17 protein-coding genes are annotated in these 16,451 nt (G+C 63.4%); 5 read left to right on the top strand and 12 right to left on the bottom strand.

What is annotated here, in order from left to right; genetic code table 11:
- Nucleotides 1-20 precede the first annotated feature (20 nt).
- The gene (locus ACJ8HN_RS15200; protein ID WP_033637006.1) at nucleotides 21-305 is read right to left on the bottom strand and encodes a DUF1435 domain-containing protein; all 285 of its coding nucleotides are present in this window, start codon (nucleotides 303-305) and stop codon (nucleotides 21-23) included.
- 442 nt (nucleotides 306-747) lie between these two features.
- On the opposite strand from ACJ8HN_RS15200, the gene ACJ8HN_RS15195 reads away from it, so the two are divergent.
- On the top strand, nucleotides 748-1,650 hold the full coding sequence (locus ACJ8HN_RS15195) for a GGDEF domain-containing protein (RefSeq protein WP_370739131.1): 903 nt from the start codon (nucleotides 748-750) through the stop codon (nucleotides 1,648-1,650).
- Between the two features lie 13 nt (nucleotides 1,651-1,663).
- Here ACJ8HN_RS15195 and ACJ8HN_RS15190 read toward each other — a convergent pair whose 3' ends face one another.
- Nucleotides 1,664-2,260, bottom strand: coding sequence for a TetR/AcrR family transcriptional regulator (locus ACJ8HN_RS15190; RefSeq protein ID WP_033648512.1), 597 nt, complete (start codon nucleotides 2,258-2,260; stop codon nucleotides 1,664-1,666).
- A 137-nt stretch (nucleotides 2,261-2,397) separates the two neighbouring features.
- On the opposite strand from ACJ8HN_RS15190, the gene ACJ8HN_RS15185 reads away from it, so the two are divergent.
- On the top strand, nucleotides 2,398-3,594 hold the full coding sequence (locus ACJ8HN_RS15185; protein ID WP_060430930.1) for an MFS transporter: 1,197 nt from the start codon (nucleotides 2,398-2,400) through the stop codon (nucleotides 3,592-3,594).
- 10 nt (nucleotides 3,595-3,604) lie between these two features.
- Here ACJ8HN_RS15185 and ACJ8HN_RS15180 read toward each other — a convergent pair whose 3' ends face one another.
- Complete coding sequence (locus tag ACJ8HN_RS15180) at nucleotides 3,605-4,516, bottom strand: LysR family transcriptional regulator (RefSeq protein ID WP_060430933.1); 912 nt, start codon at nucleotides 4,514-4,516, stop codon at nucleotides 3,605-3,607.
- 108 nt (nucleotides 4,517-4,624) lie between these two features.
- Between ACJ8HN_RS15180 and ACJ8HN_RS15175 the strand changes: the two genes are divergently transcribed.
- On the top strand, nucleotides 4,625-5,827 hold the full coding sequence (locus ACJ8HN_RS15175; RefSeq protein ID WP_442523662.1) for an MFS transporter: 1,203 nt from the start codon (nucleotides 4,625-4,627) through the stop codon (nucleotides 5,825-5,827).
- Between the two features lies 1 nt (nucleotide 5,828).
- Here ACJ8HN_RS15175 and fucP read toward each other — a convergent pair whose 3' ends face one another.
- The 7 genes from fucP to ACJ8HN_RS15140 are packed head-to-tail and all read right to left on the bottom strand — an operon-like array spanning nucleotide 5,829 to nucleotide 11,990.
- Nucleotides 5,829-7,058 carry an L-fucose:H+ symporter permease gene (gene fucP / locus ACJ8HN_RS15170; protein WP_047569422.1) on the bottom strand — a complete coding sequence of 410 codons (1,230 nt, stop codon included), beginning with the start codon at nucleotides 7,056-7,058 and terminating at the stop codon, nucleotides 5,829-5,831.
- Nucleotides 7,059-7,098: 40 nt separating this feature from the next.
- Entirely contained in the window at nucleotides 7,099-7,458 is a 360-nt protein-coding gene (locus ACJ8HN_RS15165; RefSeq protein ID WP_033652860.1) for an L-rhamnose mutarotase, read from the bottom strand.
- On the bottom strand, nucleotides 7,455-8,231 hold the full coding sequence (locus ACJ8HN_RS15160) for an SDR family oxidoreductase (RefSeq protein WP_033636997.1): 777 nt from the start codon (nucleotides 8,229-8,231) through the stop codon (nucleotides 7,455-7,457). The genes ACJ8HN_RS15165 and ACJ8HN_RS15160 overlap by 4 nt, the downstream gene beginning before the upstream one ends.
- Nucleotides 8,209-9,072 carry an amidohydrolase family protein gene (locus ACJ8HN_RS15155; protein WP_197786930.1) on the bottom strand — a complete coding sequence of 288 codons (864 nt, stop codon included), beginning with the start codon at nucleotides 9,070-9,072 and terminating at the stop codon, nucleotides 8,209-8,211. Before ACJ8HN_RS15155 ends, ACJ8HN_RS15160 begins: the two co-directional genes overlap by 23 nt.
- Before the next feature lie 14 nt (nucleotides 9,073-9,086).
- A complete protein-coding gene (locus ACJ8HN_RS15150) occupies nucleotides 9,087-10,364 on the bottom strand; it encodes an L-fuconate dehydratase (protein WP_442523661.1) in 1,278 nt (425 codons plus the stop codon).
- A gap of 14 nt (nucleotides 10,365-10,378) precedes the next feature.
- Nucleotides 10,379-11,224, bottom strand: a complete 846-nt coding sequence (locus ACJ8HN_RS15145) for a fumarylacetoacetate hydrolase family protein (RefSeq protein WP_442523660.1) — start codon at nucleotides 11,222-11,224, stop codon at nucleotides 10,379-10,381.
- 25 nt (nucleotides 11,225-11,249) lie between these two features.
- A complete protein-coding gene (locus ACJ8HN_RS15140; protein ID WP_016929185.1) occupies nucleotides 11,250-11,990 on the bottom strand; it encodes an SDR family oxidoreductase in 741 nt (246 codons plus the stop codon).
- A gap of 235 nt (nucleotides 11,991-12,225) precedes the next feature.
- On the opposite strand from ACJ8HN_RS15140, the gene ACJ8HN_RS15135 reads away from it, so the two are divergent.
- Nucleotides 12,226-12,984, top strand: coding sequence for a FadR/GntR family transcriptional regulator (locus ACJ8HN_RS15135; protein ID WP_033636991.1), 759 nt, complete (start codon nucleotides 12,226-12,228; stop codon nucleotides 12,982-12,984).
- A gap of 126 nt (nucleotides 12,985-13,110) precedes the next feature.
- A complete protein-coding gene (gene ampH, locus ACJ8HN_RS15130; protein WP_047569437.1) occupies nucleotides 13,111-14,253 on the top strand; it encodes a D-alanyl-D-alanine-carboxypeptidase/endopeptidase AmpH in 1,143 nt (380 codons plus the stop codon).
- 34 nt (nucleotides 14,254-14,287) lie between these two features.
- Here the strand turns inward: ampH and hpaC are convergent, their stop codons facing one another.
- Together hpaC and hpaB are read right to left on the bottom strand one after the other, a co-directional pair.
- Nucleotides 14,288-14,803 carry a 4-hydroxyphenylacetate 3-monooxygenase, reductase component gene (gene hpaC, locus ACJ8HN_RS15125; protein ID WP_442523659.1) on the bottom strand — a complete coding sequence of 172 codons (516 nt, stop codon included), beginning with the start codon at nucleotides 14,801-14,803 and terminating at the stop codon, nucleotides 14,288-14,290.
- A 16-nt stretch (nucleotides 14,804-14,819) separates the two neighbouring features.
- Nucleotides 14,820-16,382: a 4-hydroxyphenylacetate 3-monooxygenase, oxygenase component gene (gene hpaB, locus ACJ8HN_RS15120; RefSeq protein WP_047569441.1), complete on the bottom strand. Its 1,563-nt coding sequence runs from the start codon at nucleotides 16,380-16,382 to the stop codon at nucleotides 14,820-14,822.
- Nucleotides 16,383-16,451 lie beyond the last annotated feature (69 nt).

Here is a 16,451-nt window from a genome sequence, read left to right as displayed (position 1 = left end):
GTTTTGCCGTTTCCAGCGTTTTACCCGAAGCTGAAGTTGAGGCTGACCGCCGCCAGGCCGCCCGCCAGCGCCATGCAGGAAGGCAGCAGCAGATAATGACGCAGCCGGCTGTTGAACAGCATCACCAGCGTCGCCAACATCGCTATCACGATCAGGCTGCGCAGCTGCATCATATCGAGATCGATCAAGGCCAGCAGCGGCATCAGCGCGCACGGCAGCAAAACGCCCCAGGCGCTGGCCAGGCGATCGCCGAGGCACCAGCTGACGCCCCACAGCCCGCATGCGGCAATCATGGCAGTGAGCATGACAACCCCCTCAAGTGATAATGATAACCAATATCATATAACACTTTTTTGGCCGCCGCATCATTTTCGCTGCGATGACCAAACCCAGATGACACCAGCAGGAAAAAATGATAATTTGACATAAGAAAATTCCTAGTCCTGTTTGCATGATAATAATCACAACGGTCAACCATGCAATTCAAGTGGATATTTCGCGCCAAGGGAATGCTTCTCAACCTTAATTATTCGACAGTACGACTTTGCAAAGAGTGACCTCCGTATGAACGCCCGTTCTTATCAGGAATTACTGAACAGCAAGCAGCGCCTGGCATTATTTCTTTTTCTAATGATGAATGCCGCCTCTTCCATATTTACGTTATTGTTCCCTTTTAGGGATGTCCCTTCTTTTACTCTGCCTTTATTATGCATCCCGTTATTTTGTCTGGCGGCGGCGCTATTTTCTCTGCATACGCCGCGGCAATACCTGTACAAACTCAACCTGTTCGCCAGCGTGCTCGGCCTGCTGTGGGCTGCGCATATCTACGTTAAAAGTCAATATTGCCTGCCGAATAACCAAGATTTTTTATTAATTAGTTTGTTCAGCATCTTTTTTATCAGCGCTATTTCTCTGACGGACAACTTTACCGCCTTTTGTTTACACGCCGTGCCTTCCGCAATGATGATCCTGGCTTTAGACGGTATGCATAATACCCTGCGGATATTATTCACCACGCTATTACCTATTATCGCTTTCTCCATTCATCACCTGATGTTGAAACGCAGTGAAATCTTTACCCACGCGCTGGTGGCCAACCTGTATAACGAGCGGGACAAATTCAATAATTTGAGCATGCTCGATCCTCTGACCGGCCTTTATAACCGCCGCGGGCTGGAGAATAAGATCAACATGCTGCTGGAACCGCAAACCGGCCGCCACTACGTGCTGCTGCTGGATATCGACCACTTCAAGGTCTACAACGACAGCTACGGCCACGCCATGGGCGACCGGGCGCTGGTGCAGGTGGCGATCGCCATCCGCGATGCGGTGCGTTCGCGCGACATCGTGGTGCGCTACGGCGGGGAAGAGTTTTTGGTGCTGCTGACCAACGTGCACGAAGGCTACGCGGCGCAGTTGGCCGAACGGGTGCGCCAACGGGTGGCGGAACTGAATATCCCGCACGGCGCCAGCTCGCAGCACAGCGGTACGCTGACGCTCAGCGCCGGCATCTCGGCATTGGAAAAACTGGACGTCGAATCGGCGATCGGCGCGGCCGACGCCGCGCTCTATCTGGCGAAGCACAGCGGCCGCAACAATATTCAGCTGGCGCAAAACGTCCAGCCCGCCCTGCTGCTGCCGCAGGAGTAAATACCCTGCCCGGTTAAGCGGCCGTTGGCCGCAAGCCGTTCAGCAACAGCGACAAACCGGCCAACGCCTGCTCCAAAGCGGTTTTCTCATCCGGCTGGTGCGCGATCCAAAGCGCGGCATCCATCAGGCCGCCGTTGATCAAATGCGCCAGCGATTCCGGCTCGGCGACGGCGATGCGCCCCTGCGCCATCAACGCCTGCAATGCGCCCGTCATCCAGACAATGCATTGCAGCTTACTGGCCTGCAAATATTCAGCCCCCAGCACCGAAGGTGAGTCGCGCAGCAGAATGCGCTGCGCTTGCGGCTCCGTCATCATGATCAAATAACCGCGACAACGCGCCGCAAACGCCTCCCAGTCATCCGCCGTACGCGCGGTAATGTCGGCAAGACGCGCATCCATTTCAGCGTCAATCGCCTTCACAACCGCCAGGAACAACCCCTTTTTATCGCCAAAATGGTGATAGAGCGCACCGCGCGTCATGCCGGCTTGCGCGGTGAGTTCATCCATCACCGTCTCGGCATACCCCACGCTGCCGAACTGCTGACGGGCGGCCGCCACCAGTTTTTGTCGGGTTTCTTCAATCATTTCTGCGCGCGCTTTACGTGCCATGGGTCCACTCCCGCCTCGTTATTGATGAACGTTATAATTGAAATACGCCATGTATGTCAATTAACGTAACATACGTGGCGTATGTCAATGATGGCCATTGAGCGAATACTGAGCCGCCAACTTCTGGAGCCCTTTCCATGGCAAATCCTTATTTCAACCTGTTCAACGCCCCGGGCAGCAAGGCGTTTTCCTCTGCCGGGCTGATCGCGCGCCTGCCGGTCTCGATGACCGGTATCGGCATCATCACCATGCTCTCACAGGTACGCGGCTCTTATTGGTTGGCGGGCGCGGTGGCGGCGACGTTCGCCTTTTCCATGGCGCTGCTTGCGCCGCAAATCGCGCGCGCGGCGGATCGTCACGGCCAAAGCCGCGTGCTGCCGTATGCCACCGGGATCAGTACGCTCGCCCTGCTACTGCTGTTGCTCTGCACCCACTATCGGGCGCCGGACTGGACGCTGTTCGTCTTCGCCGCGCTTGCGGGCGGCATGCCCAGCATCTCCGCGATGGTCCGAGCCCGCTGGAGCGAAATTTATCGCGGCACGCCACAGCTGCACACGGCATTTTCATTCGAGTCCGTGTTAGATGAAGTGGCCTTTATCGTCGGCCCACCGATCGCCGTGGGGCTTAGCGTTTCACTCTTCCCAGAAGCCGGCCCTCTGGTAGCCGCGCTGCTTCTGGTGGCGGGCGTTGCGGCATTCGCCTCGCAAAAAAGCACTCAGCCCCCGGTCTACCCCCTCAATAACCAGCGGCAGCGCGCCATCCTGGCCATGCCGTCAATGCAGATCCTGCTGCTGGCGCTGATCGCCCTGGGCACCATCGTCGGCACCGTGGACGTCATCAGCGTGGCCTTCGCCGAGCAGCAAGGACAGCCGGCCGCCGCCAGCATCGTGCTGTCGGTTTACGCGTTCGGCTCCTGCCTGGCCGGGCTGATTTTCGGCGCAATGAAGATCCCCGTCCCCTTGCCTCGCCTGTTCTTATACGCGGCGTTCGCCACCGCCTTCACCACCCTGCCGCTGCTGTGGGTGCACAATGTCTTGACGCTGGCGGCGGCGATGTTTGTCGCCGGACTGTTTTTTGCGCCGACCATGATCATTGCCATGGGGCTGGTTGAAAACATCGTGCCGCCCTCCCGGCTGACGGAGGGGTTGACCTGGATGGTCACCGGCCTGGGGATAGGCGTGGCGCTCGGCGCCGCATTGGCGGGCCTGGCGATCGATGCCGCCGGGATAGCGGCCGGCTTCGGCGTCACGCTCACCGCCGGGCTGATCGTGCTGCTGGTGGCGGCCGGCGGCTACCGCTTAATGCGGCGAACGCTGGCCTTGAAAGCGGCGTGAATCGCTCGCGCTAATCAGTTTCCCAAATCGCCTTGCCCTGCCAGCGCCGTTCGATCGCCGCCAGGAACAGTTTCACCTTGGGGGAAAGATGGCGCCGGCTGGGATAGACGGCGCAGATCGGCGGCCCCGGGCGGCAATAGCGCTCCAGCACCGGCACCAGCGTGCCGGCCGCAATCTGCTCGCCGACCAGAAACGCTCCCACCTGGCACAGGCCGGCTCCGGCGACGGCCGCATCCCGCAAGGCCTCGACGTTGTTGAAACGCATCCGGCCGCGCACCGGCTGTTCGTGCAGTTGGCCGTTGACCAAATAGCGCCAGGGCGCCGGCAGCCCCTGATGGCTGAAGACCAGCGTCTCGTGATCGCCCAACGCCTCCGGTTTTGCAGGCGTGCCGTGCCGCGCCAGATAATCCGGCGCCGCGCAGGTGATCAGGCGATGTGGCGCGAGCACCCGCCGCACCAGCCGGCTGTCGTCGTTGCCGCCGACGCGGACAGCCACGTCGATGCCGTCGCGCACCAGATCGCTGTAATCGTCGGAGAAGCTGACGTCGGCATCCACCTCCGGCCACTGCGCCAAAAACTCCCGCAGAATCGGCAGGATATGCAACCGCCCCAACGAAACCGGCAGATCCAGCCGCAGCCGCCCGCGTGGGGTTTGCCGCCGCGTATTGAGCGCCGTTTCCGCCTCTTCGGCCTGCGACAGGATGCGCTGCGCATACTCGTAAAACACCGCGCCGTCTTCGGTCAGGCTGACGCTGCGCGTGGTGCGCTGCAGCAACCGGGTGGCCAATCGCTCCTCCAATCGGATCACGCATTTGCCCGCCGCCGAGCGGGAGATGCCCAGCCTCTCGGCCGCCAGCGTGAAGCTGCAGGCGTCGGCGACGCGAATGAACACCAGCAGGTCGGTCAGGTTATCCAACGGCATAGACGGTAAATTAGCCACGATTTGTCCCCAATGTTGCGCATTCAGGCCAGTTTATCAGCCATTTTGGCGCGGATACACTGAGGCTCTTCATCTGTTGGGAGAGTCATTATGAGTGCCTTACACGCCGGCGGCGGCGCAAAACCCTGGCTGGCAACCTTCGCCATCGGCCTGTCCACCTTTACCGTCGTCACGGCAGAAATGCTGCCCGTCGGGCTGCTGACCCCGATAGTCAGCACCTTGAACGCATCGATAGGCCGCGCCGGGCTGCTGATTTCCCTGCCTGCCCTGTTCGCCGCGCTGTTCGCCCCGCTGGTGGTGCTGGGCGCCCGGCGCACGGATCGCCGCAGCCTGCTGATCGTCTTTCTGCTGCTGCTGATCGCCGCCAACCTGCTGGCCGCCGCCGCTACCTCCATGGCGCTGCTGTTCGCTGCGCGCATCCTGCTGGGCTTTTGCATCGGCGGTATCTGGGCCATCGCCGGCGGATTGGCGGAACGTCTGGTGCCGCCGGCCTCCGTCGGATTGGCGCTGTCCGTCATCTTCGGCGGCGTAGCGGCGGCCTCGGTGCTCGGCGTGCCGCTCGGGGTGTTCCTCGGCGAAGCGCTGGGCTGGCGCATGGCGTTTCTGGCCGTCGCCGTCCTGGCGGCGCTGACCCTGCTCCTGCTGCTGTGCGTGCTGCCGCCGCTGCCGATCACGCAGGCGGTGAGCTGGCGGTCGTTCACCGCGCAGCGCGCGAATCGCCGGTTGCTCCTCGGGCTGCTGCTGACGTTTCTGCTGGTCGCCGGCCACTTTATGGCTTACACCTTTGTCCGCCCGCTGCTGCAGACGGTCGCCGGCATCGAGAGCCGCTGGGTGGGGCCGCTGCTGTTCGCCTACGGCGTCGCCGGTATCGTCGGGAATTTCATCGCCGGCCAGGCCGCCGCCAAACGGCTGCGCCGCACCCTGGCGCTGATCGCCTTCGGGCTGACGCTCGCCGTCCTGCTGCTGCCGCTGCTGGGCCGCGCGCCGCTGAGCGGCGGTGCCTTCCTCCTGCTGTGGGGCATCGCCTACGGCGGCGTTTCCGTTTCGCTGATGGCGTGGATGCTCAAGGCGGCCCCCGACGCGGTCGAGGTCGCCTCTTCGCTGTATATCGCGCTGTTTAATCTGGCGATTTCCTGCGGTTCACTGGCGGGCGGGCTGGTGGTGGATGCCGGAGGCTTGACGATAAACGGCGTGCTGTCCGGCATCGTGCTGCTGCTGGCGCTGGCGATCCTGATGCGAACGCGCCCACTGGCGCTGACAACGGCGGCGAAGGCCGATTCGCCGCCGGGGTGAATCAGGCGCGGCGCTGCCGCAGGCCGTAAACCAGCACCACCGCGAAGCACAGCAGCGGCAACAGATAAGAGAGCGCGGTGCTGTAACGGTCGGCCAGCGCCCCCATAAAGTACGGCATGATGGCGCCGCCGACGATCGCCATGATCATAAAGGAGCTGGCGCGCTTGGTGTGTTTACCCAGGTTTTTCACCCCCAGGGCGAAAATGGTCGGGAACATGATCGACATAAAGAAGAACACCGCGATCAGCGCCACCACCGACACCCCGTCGACGCTCAGCATCACCACGCCGCACAGCGCGATGTTGATCAGCGCATAGGCCGCCAGCAGCGTCGCCGGTTTGACTCGCCCCATCAGCCAGGTGCTGAAGAAGCGCCCGACCATAAAGCAGATCATGGCGATCGACAGCAGGTAAGAGGCGCTCTGGTTAGACACATCGCGCCAGTGTTCGGTGGCGTAGTTGATGAAGAACGCCCCCACGCCCACCTGCGCCGCCACGTAGAAGAACTGCGTGATCACCCCGCCGACAAAATGCGGATGCTGCCATAATCCCTGCGCTATCACGCCGTGCACCGGTTTTTCCTCTTCTCGGATCGCCGGCAGCCGGGTGCGGCTGAACAACAGCGCGATCAGCAGCACCAGCACGGCGATCGCCACATAGGTCATCTTCACCGCGCTCTGATCGCCGCCGCCGGCGGACTGGCTGGCGGAGAAGAACAGCGTGCCGCCGATCAATGGGCCGATAAACTGCCCGAGGCCGTTGAACGACTGGGCCAGGTTGAGCCGCCGTTCGGCGCCCTGCGCGTCGCCCAGCACCGTGGCGTACGGGTTGGCGGCCGTTTCCAGGCAGCCCAGGCCGCTGGCGATAACGAACAGCGCGAACAGGAACACGCCGAAGCTGTTGGCCGACGCCGCCGGCACGAACAGCAGCGCTCCCAGCGCATACAGGCACAGCCCGACCAGAATGCCCGCCTTATAGCCCTTGCGGTCCATAAAGTACCCGGCGGGCAGCGCCACCAGGAAGTAGGCGCCGAAATAGGCCGCCTGCAGCAGCCCCGATTGCGCCTTGGTGACGTGCAACGTCTCCTGAAAATGTTTGTTTAATACGTCCAGCAGGCCATAGGACAGCCCCCACATGAAGAACAGGCTGGTGACCAGGATAAAGGCCCAGCGCAGATTGGCGGTCACGGCGACGCCCGGCTGCGCGGAGGCCGCACTTTTTTCAGCAAGCATGGTGATACCCTCGTATCGTCTGGCGATGATGATGTTGGCGTTATTGCTGTTGCAAAGAAAATATCCGCGCCATTTCCACCCATTTTTCGCCCTGCGGCGTCCAGGGGGTGGCGGCCTGGTAGTGCCACATCAGCGCTTCCCATCGCTGTACTTCGGGGTTGTTCAGGCTGGCGGCGTCAAAGCGCGCAGCGTCGAAATCGGCGCTGACCTCCACGATCATGAACAGCCGGGTGCCCAACCGGTAAATCTCCATGTCCAGAATGCCGTGCTCGCGCAAATGCGCGGCGATGCCCGGCCAGATGCGCTGATGATGCTGCAGGTACTCCGCAATCAGCGCCGGTGAGTCAATCAGATCGAGCGCCTGGCAGAAACGGCGCCGCCCTGCCGCCGCGCCGCTCACGTCAGCGCCCGATCGAGATGCAGGTAGCCGCCGTCCACCGACAGCCACTGCCCGGTGGTATGCGATGACCGCGACGACAGCAGAAACGCCACGGTATCGGCGATCTCCTGCGGCGTGGTCATGCGCTGCCCGAGCGGAATGCGCGCGGTGATTTTCGCCATCTGCCGCTGCGGCTCGGCGAAGGTGTTGAGCCAGCGCTGGTACTGCGGGGTGATCACCTCCGCCGGCACCACCGCGTTCACCCGCACGCCGTCATGGCGCAGCGACACCGCCCATTCGCGCGTCAGCGCCAGCACCGCGCCCTTGGCGGCGGTGTAACCGCTGGTGCCGCCCTGGCCGCTGAGCGCGGTCTTGGAGGCGATGTTGACGATAGCGCCCCGGCTCTCCTGCAGCGCCGCCTGGCACAGGTGCGCCATCAGGTAGTAGTGCACCAGGTTCTTTTCCAACGAGCCGACGAACGCTTCGCGCCCCGCCTCCAGCCCGACGCCGTCGTTGACCCCGGCGTTGTTTACCAGTCCGTCAATACGGCCGAAGGCCGCCAGCGTCTGGCTGACCGCGCGGCGGCAGGCCGCCTCGTCGCACAGTTCGGTGAGGATCACCTCGGTGCGCGGCTGCAGCCGCTGCAAATCGGCCAGCAGCGCCGCCTCCGGCGCGGCGTTGGTGACCAGCACCGGGATCGCGCCTTCTTCGGCCAGCACATGAGCAATCGCCGCGCCGATGCCGGCACCGCCGCCGGTGACCAGCACCACCTTATCTTGCAGATACAGATCCATAACCAGACTCCGTTAAACCGTAAATTCGCCAGGCGGTGTCGCCCCAAATCGCCGCCTGCTCGGCGGCCCCCAGCGTCGACAGCGCCCGTTCGCACAGTTGCACCACCTGGCGGTAATCGCCGGCCAGCAGGCACACCGGCCAGTCGGAGCCGAACATCAGCCTCTGCGGGCCGAACGCCTCCAGCGCGGCGTCGAAGAACGGCAGCAGTTCTTCCGCCCGCCACCGGCCACCCGGCGCCTCGGTGATCAGCCCCGACAGCTTGCAGGCCACGTGCGGCAGCGCCGCCAGCGGCCGAATTTGCTGCGCCCAGTGCCGCGCGCCGCGCGCGATGTCCGGCTTGCCGAGATGGTCCAGCACCAACCAGTGCTCATCGTGGCGGGCGGCGAACGCCGCCGCGGCCGCCAGATGCCGGTGCGTCACCAGGATCTCGTACACATACCCGGCGCGCTGCAGCGTTTGCATGCCGCGTTCCACCTCCGGCCGCGCCAGCCAGGCCGCCGGATCCGCTTCGTCCTGCACCTGATGGCGCACCCCGCGCAGCGCGCTATAAGGCCGCAAGGCCTCCAGACGCTGCGCCAGCTGTGGCGAAGCGATATCCAGCCAGCCCACTACGCCGCATACGCCCTCGCTCTGCTCAGCCAGCGCCAGCAGGGCCAGCGTCTCGTCCTCGCTGGGGCGCGCCTGCACCGCCAGCGCGCCGTCGAACCCCTGTTCCTGCAGCAGCGGCTGCAGCCGGGGCGGATCGAAATCCTGCCGCAGCACGCGCATCCGCTCGTCGATCCACGGGTAGTGCCGTGGCTGATAGCGCCAGAAATGCTGATGAGCGTCGATGCGCGGCATGCGATCCTCCCGCCTCACCCGCGGAACCGATACTGCTCGATCGACGACGGATGCATCTCGATCGAATAGCCGGGGCGGCTCGGCGGCATGTAGGCCGCGCCGTTGATCACGCAGGGATCGACAAAGTGTTCATGCAAATGATCGACGTACTCGATCACCCGGCCTTCGTGGGTGCCGGCAATGCACAGGTAGTCGATCATCGACAGGTGCTGCACGTACTCGCACAGCCCGACGCCGCCGGCGTGCGGGCAGACCGGCAGCTGGTATTTGGCCGCCATCAGCATCACCGCCAGCACTTCGTTGATGCCGCCGAGGCGGCAGGCGTCGATCTGCACCACGTCTACCGCGCCGCGCATGATGAACTGCTTGAACATGATGCGGTTCTGGCACATCTCGCCGGTGGCCACCTTGACCGGCGCCACCCCTTCGCGGATGCGGCGGTGCCCTTCCACGTCGTCCGGGCTGGTCGGCTCTTCGATAAACCAGGGTTTGGCGAACGCCAGATGCTTCACCCACGGAATGGCTTCCTCCACCTCCCACACCTGGTTGGCGTCGATCATCAGCCGCCGATCCGGGCCGATCACCTCGCGGGCGATGCGCACCCGGCGGATGTCATCTTCCAGATCGCGCCCGACCTTCAGCTTCAGGTAGGAGAAACCGGCGTCGACCGCTTCCTGGCACAGGCGACGCAGCTTGTCGTCCGGATAACCCAGCCAACCGGCGGAGGTGGTGTAGCAGGGATACCCCTCCTGCAGCAGCCGCGCCAGGCGCTCTTCTTTGCCCTCGGCACGCTGTTTCAGCAGCGCCAGCGCTTCCTGCGGCGTGATGCAGTCGGTGATGTAACGGAAGTCGATGCAGCGCACCAGCTCCTCCGGCGTCATCTCCGCCACCAGCCGCCACACCGGCTTGCCGACCGATTTGGCCCACAGATCCCACACCGCGTTGACCACCGCACCGGTCGCCAGGTGAATGGCGCCCTTGTCCGGCCCGATCCAGCGTAGCTGGCTGTCGCTGGTGAAGCGCCGCCAGAAGGCGCCCATGTCGGCGGCGATATCTTCCAGCCGCTCGCCGACGATCTGATGTTCCAGCGCGCGGATAGCCGCGCAGCAGATCTCGTTGCCGCGGCCGATGGTGAACGTCAGCCCGTGGCCGCTGAGATCCGCGCGATCGGTCTCCAGGATCACGTAGGCGGCGGAATAGTCGGGATCCGGATTCATGGCGTCGGATCCGTCCAGCCCCAGCGACGTGGGGAAACGAATGTCTTCAACCCGCAGTGCGGTAATGGTGGTCATGGCGGCGCTCCCGATTAGGCCTGTACGGTTTGCTGGCGCTGTTCGCCCAGCCCTTCGATGCCCAGACGCATCGTCTGGCCCGCCCGCAGATAGATGGGCTGCGGTTTGTGCCCCATGCCGACGCCCGGCGGCGTGCCGGTGGAGATCACGTCGCCCGGCTGCAGGCTCATAAAGCGGCTGAGGTAGCTGACGATCTGCGGAATGCGGAAGATCATGGTGCTGGTGTTGCCGTCCTGATAGCGCTTGCCGTCCACCTCCAGCCACAGGTTCAAGCTGTGCGGATCGGCGATCTCATCGGCGGTCACCAGCCAGGGGCCGATCGGCCCGAAGGTGTCGCAGCCTTTGCCCTTGTCCCAGGTGCCGCCGCGCTCAATTTGATACTCGCGTTCGGAGACGTCGTTGATCACGCAGTAGCCGGCGACGTGGCGCATGGCGTCCGCTTCGCTGATGTAGCGCCCGCCCTGGCCGATCACCACGCCCAGCTCCACTTCCCAGTCGGTTTTCTGCGAGCCGCGCGGGATCTCCACCTGGTCATAGGGGCCGACCACCGCGCTGGTCCATTTGTTGAACACCACCGGTTCTTCAGGAATGGCCGCGCCGGTTTCCGCCGCGTGATCGGCGTAGTTCAGGCCGATGCAGATAAACTTGCCGATGCCGCCGACGCAGGCGCCGAGGCGCGGCTGCCCTTCGACCAGCGGCAGCGCGGCGCTGTCCAGCGCGCGCAGTTTGGCGAGCGACGCCGGCAATAACGCGGCGCCCCCCACGTCGGCGATATGCTGCGACAGATCGCGCAGGCGGCCCTGCGCATCCAACATGCCGGGGCGCTCTTGCCCGGGTTGCCCGTAACGTAAAAGTTTCATGCGTTCCTCTCTCAAAAATGGCGACTCAGTTGCTCCAGCCGCCGTCGATGATCTGCACCGTGCCGGTGGTGTACGAACTGGCGTCGGAGGCCAGATACAGCGCCAGTTGGGCGATTTCCTCGGTGGTGCCGATGCGCCCGATCGGCTGACGGGCGACGAACGCCTGATACACCTCTTGCTCGCTGCGCCCCTGCTCGCGCGCCTGCTCGGCAATGCGCTGGCGCAGCGACGGCGACTCCACCGTGCCGGGGCAGATGGCGTTGCAGCGGATGCCCTGCGTGACGTAGTCCGCCGCCACCGAGCGCGTCAGGCCGATCACCGCCGCCTTGCTGGCGCTGTATGCGAAGCGGTTCGGCACCCCTTTCACGCTCGAGGCCACCGAGGACATGTTGATGATCGAGCCTTTGCCGCGCGCCAACATGCCCGGCAGGAAGGCGCGGATCATGCGGAACATCGCGGTAACGTTGAGATCGAGCGCGAACGCCCACTGATCTTCGCTGCAATCGAGGATCGATCCGCTGTGCACCACGCCGGCGCAGTTGAACAGCACGTCGATCGGGCCGATCGCTTCCGCCGCCGCCGCGATGGCGGCCGGATCGGTGACGTTCAGCGTCAGTGCGCGGATCCCGGCGCAGCCCTGCAGGCGCTCGAGGTTGATGTCGCTGGCGATCACCTCGGCACCGGCGGCGGCGAACAGCCTGGCGGTGGTAAAACCGATCCCTTGCCCGGCGGCGGTGATCAGTACGCGTTTCCCGGTTAAATCCATCTTGACTCCTCGGCCTAAAGGTCTAATGGTCAGGCCACTAAAGGCGGTTAAAGGTCAGGCCTCTAACATGACAAAAGACGCTTTACGCGTTATCGTTGGGGGAAGAAGTTAATAAAACAGCCTTGAAACCGCATTTCAATTAACCATTTTTTTACACTTGAATAACGATTACTCAAGCGCCTTGTCGCATAATTGTGCGCCAAATCACTGAACGCCGAATCGTCAAAGGTCAAAAATGCCGATTACCCGACTGGAAAACCCAAGAATTTACAGACAGATAGCAGACCAGCTCAAACGTCTGATCGAAAATAACGAATTTCCGCCGGGCAGCCGCCTGCCCTCGGAGCGCGATCTCGCCCAGCAGTTGCAGGTCAGCCGCGCGTCGGTGCGCGAAGCGCTGATCGCGCTGGAAGTGATCGGCCTGGTGGACGTCAAGGTCGGCAACGGGGTGATCGTGCGCTCGCAAACGCCGCTGGCGCCGTCGCAGGAGCCGGTGATGGCGCAGGCCGGCCGCAACCAGTGGGCGGAGATCGACGACGAACTGAATATCGAACTGGATTTCAACGCCGAGCTGCCGCCGTTTTCACTGCTGCAAACCCGCCTGTTGATCGAACCGGAGACCGCCGCGCTGGCCGCGCGCCACGCCACCGACGAAGAGCTGGCGGGCATCCGCGCCGCCTACGAGCAGAACTGCCGCGATAACCGCGCCGGCTCCGCCACTCACCCCGGCGATCGGCTGTTCCACATCCGCATCGCCCAGGCCAGCGGCAACCCGGCCTATGCGTTCATTATCGGCCACCTGCTCGGCCACCGTTACGGTAGCATGTTTCGCGTGCTGCAGCGCCACTATACGCCGGACGACATGCCGCACCGTTCCGAGCTGGAACACCGGGCGATCCTGGCGGCGATCGAAGCGCGCGACGTGCGCGGCGCCCGCAAGGCGATGAAGGCGCACCTCGATGAAGTGATCGCCATTTTCGCCCGCGCGCAGTAGGCCGCCAGCGGTCAAAAAATTTTATCGCCACCGCTCTTTTTTCTACATGCAGCCGGGGCCTGAGCGCATTACACTGGGCGACGAATAAGCCCTTTCCCCGCTGCATTGTTAAATGGATAACGACCGTTGAAGAACTCTGTCTCCGCTTTATTGCTGGCGCTGGGCCTGTGCGCCGCGCCGCTGGCCGCGCTGGCCGCCCCCCCGCAGCTGGCTTCGCAAATCGTCGACCAGTATGCCGAACATATTTTCTACAACAGCGGCGCCACCGGCATGGCGCTGGTGGTGATCGACGGCAATCAGGTGGTTAACCGCAGCTTTGGCGATACCAAACCCGGCAACAACCTGCGCCCGCGCCCGGATTCGCTGATCCGCATCGCCTCGATCACCAAGCTGATGACCAGCGAAGTGATGGTGAAAATGGCGGCGGCAGGCCAGGTCAAACTGACCGACCCGCTGCGCAAGTACGCCCCCAAAGGCGCCTATGTGCCGGCTTACAACGCCGGGCAGCCGATCACCCTGCTGAACCTGGCGACGCACACCAGCGCGCTGCCGCGCGAGCAGCCGGGCAAAAAGCCGCCGAAAACGCCGGTGTTCACCTGGCCGACCAAGGCCCAGCGCTGGCAGTGGCTGGCGCATGCCAACGTCACGGTGCCGCCGGGCGTACGCGCCGCCTACTCCAATCTGGCGTATGACCTGCTGGCCGACGCGCTGTCGCGCGCCGCGGGCAAGCCTTACAACGCGCTGCTGAAAGAGAAAATCACCGCGCCGCTCGGCATGGTCGACACCACGCTGACGCCGAGCCCCGAACAGTGCTCGCGCCTGATGGTGGCGGCGGCCGGCCCGAGCGCCTGCCGCGACACCACCGCCGCGGCCGGCAGCGGCGGCGTCTACTCCACCCCGCGCGACATGCAGCGCTGGATGCAACAATTCCTCTCCTCCAGCGCCAGCGGCCCGCGCAAAGCCACCGCCGCCAGCGAGCAAACCATGTACTTCCAGCGCCACGATCTGGTGTCGCTGAAGGGCATGGACGTGCCGGGGCAAGCGGATGCGCTGGGGTTGGGCTGGGTGTATATGGCGCCGAAGGACGGGCTGCCGGGCATCATTCAGAAGACCGGCGGCGGCGGCGGGTTCATTACCTACATGGCGATGATCCCGGCGAAAAACGTCGGGGTGTTCGTGGTGGTGACGCGCTCGGAGCTGAGCAAATTCACCAACATGAGCGATCCGGTCAACCGCCTGGTGAGCGATCTGGCGGCTAACAAGAGTTGAAACGCGGGGCGCAGCCCTGCTGCGCCCCAACGCCTCAGGCCGGCACCGCCATCGGGTGGATCACCGGGTGGAATTTGCGCTTGAAGTAGATCAGCCCGTTGCCGGCTTCGCTCAGCGCGATCTGCTTGATCTGCACCAGGTACATCTGGTGGGTGCCGATGCTCTGGATCTGCTCGATCTCCCCTTCCAGGCTGGCCAGGGTATTGCGCAGCACCGGCTGCCCCAGCTCGCCGAGCTGCCACTCTTCCAGCCGGAAACGATCTTCCATGCTGACGCCGGTCATGCCGGCGAAGTGGCGCGCCATCAGCTCCTGCTCGTGGTTGAGCACGTTGACGCACAGCCTGCGGTTTTCCTGAAACACCGGGTTCATCGCGCTGTTGCGGTTGATGCACACCAGCAGCGTCGGCGGCGTATCGGTTACCGAGCACACCGCCGTGGCGGTGATGCCGCAGCGCCCCGCCGGGCCGTCGGTGGTGACGATATTCACCGCCGCCGACAGGCTGGCCATGGCGTCGCGAAAGCGCAGGCGCTGTTCATTTTCCTGAGACATACAACCTCCTCCTGAATTACTTCAGCAGATTATCCAACTGATTAATATCGTCATTGTTCCGCAGGTGCGGCACCTTCCAGCCGTGCTGATCGTAATCGGCCAGGCACTTGTCGACCATCTGCATCATGCGATCCATGTTGCCGGATCCCTGCGCGTGGCGCAGGCACTGCAGGCGAATCTCATCCTGGCTGCCGGCGTAGTTGATCTCATACAGCTCGTGACGGCCGCCGAATTCGCTGCCGATCGCATCCCACATCAGCTTGAGGATCTTGATGCGTTCGACGTGATCCATACCGTCCGATCCGCGCACGTAGCGCGCCAGGTACTTGTCGATCTCCGGGTTGTTCATGTCGCGCACGCTGGACGGCAGGTAGATCAGGCCGCTGGTGACGTTCTTCTCGATGATGTGTTTCACCTTGGTGTAGGCCATCGGCGCCATCACGCGGTAGGTTTGCAGCGCGGCGGAATCCGGCAGGTAGGCGCCGTTTTCCCATTTTGTGGCTTCGGCGCACATCGCGTCGCTCAGCGACCAGAACAGGTTGCGCCAGGCCACCACTTCGCCCAGATCGGCCTGCACGCCGCGGAACTCCAGCACGCCGGTGCACGAGAGGCTCTTTTGCAGCAGCGCGGTGATGAAGTCCATCTTCACCGCCAGGCGCACGCAGGCCTGCAGCGGGAACAGCCGGGCGAAACCGCCCTGGGTGCTCCAGCGCCGGCAGCGGTCGAAATCGCGGTAGATCAGCACGTTTTCCCACGGGATCAGCACATGATCCATAATCAGGATCGCGTCGTTCTCGTCGAAGCGGCTGGTGAGCGGGTAGTCGAACGGCGATCCGGTGGCGCCGGCCACCAGCTCGTAAGAGGCGCGCGAAATCAGCTTCACCCCTTCGGCGTCCATCGGCGCCACAAACATCAGCGCGAAGTCCGGGTTATCGCCCATCACCTGCGCCGAACCGAAGCCGATGAAGTTGTAGTGGGTCAACGCCGAGTTGGTGGCCACCACTTTGGCGCCGCTGACCACGATACCGGCGTCGGTCTCTTTCTCCACCTGAATGTAAACGTCCTTCACCTCGTTGACCGGCTTGTGGCGGTCGATCGGCGGGTTGACGATGGCGTGGTTGAAATAGAGCCCGGTTTCCTGAATGCGTTTGTACCAGTGGCGCGCGTTGTCGGCGAACTGGCCGTAGAACTCCGGATAAGCGCCCAGCGCGCAGCCGAAGGCCGCCTTGTAGTCCGGCGTGCGCCCCATCCAGCCGTAGCTTTGGCGTGACCAGTCGGCGATAGCGTCGCGCTGCTGGCGCATCTCTTCCGGGCTGCGGGCATAGCGGAAGAACTTGTGGGTGTAGCCGCCGTTGCCGGTGTCGGTATTCCAGCACAGGCGATCCTGACTGGCCGGATCGTGCAGCGCGTCATACAGCTGGCCGACAGACGCCGCTGCGTTGCGGAACGCCGGGTGGGTGGTGACGTCTTTCACGCGCTCGCCGTAAATGTAGATTTCGCGGCTGTCCTGCAAACTTTTCAGGTATTCGGCGCCGGTAAACGGGCGTTTGCTGTCGGCACGAAAGTCTTCTGGTTTCATCGGGTCTTCCTCGTCATCGGCATTTTTCAGGCCGTGGATCCGGCCATTTGTTAAAATAATGTTTTCTTT

This window comes from Serratia sp. CY29653 (assembly GCF_052169255.1).
GTDB classification, from domain to species: domain Bacteria; phylum Pseudomonadota; class Gammaproteobacteria; order Enterobacterales; family Enterobacteriaceae; genus Serratia; species Serratia sarumanii.
This window is presented reverse-complemented; position numbering and strand designations above follow the sequence as displayed.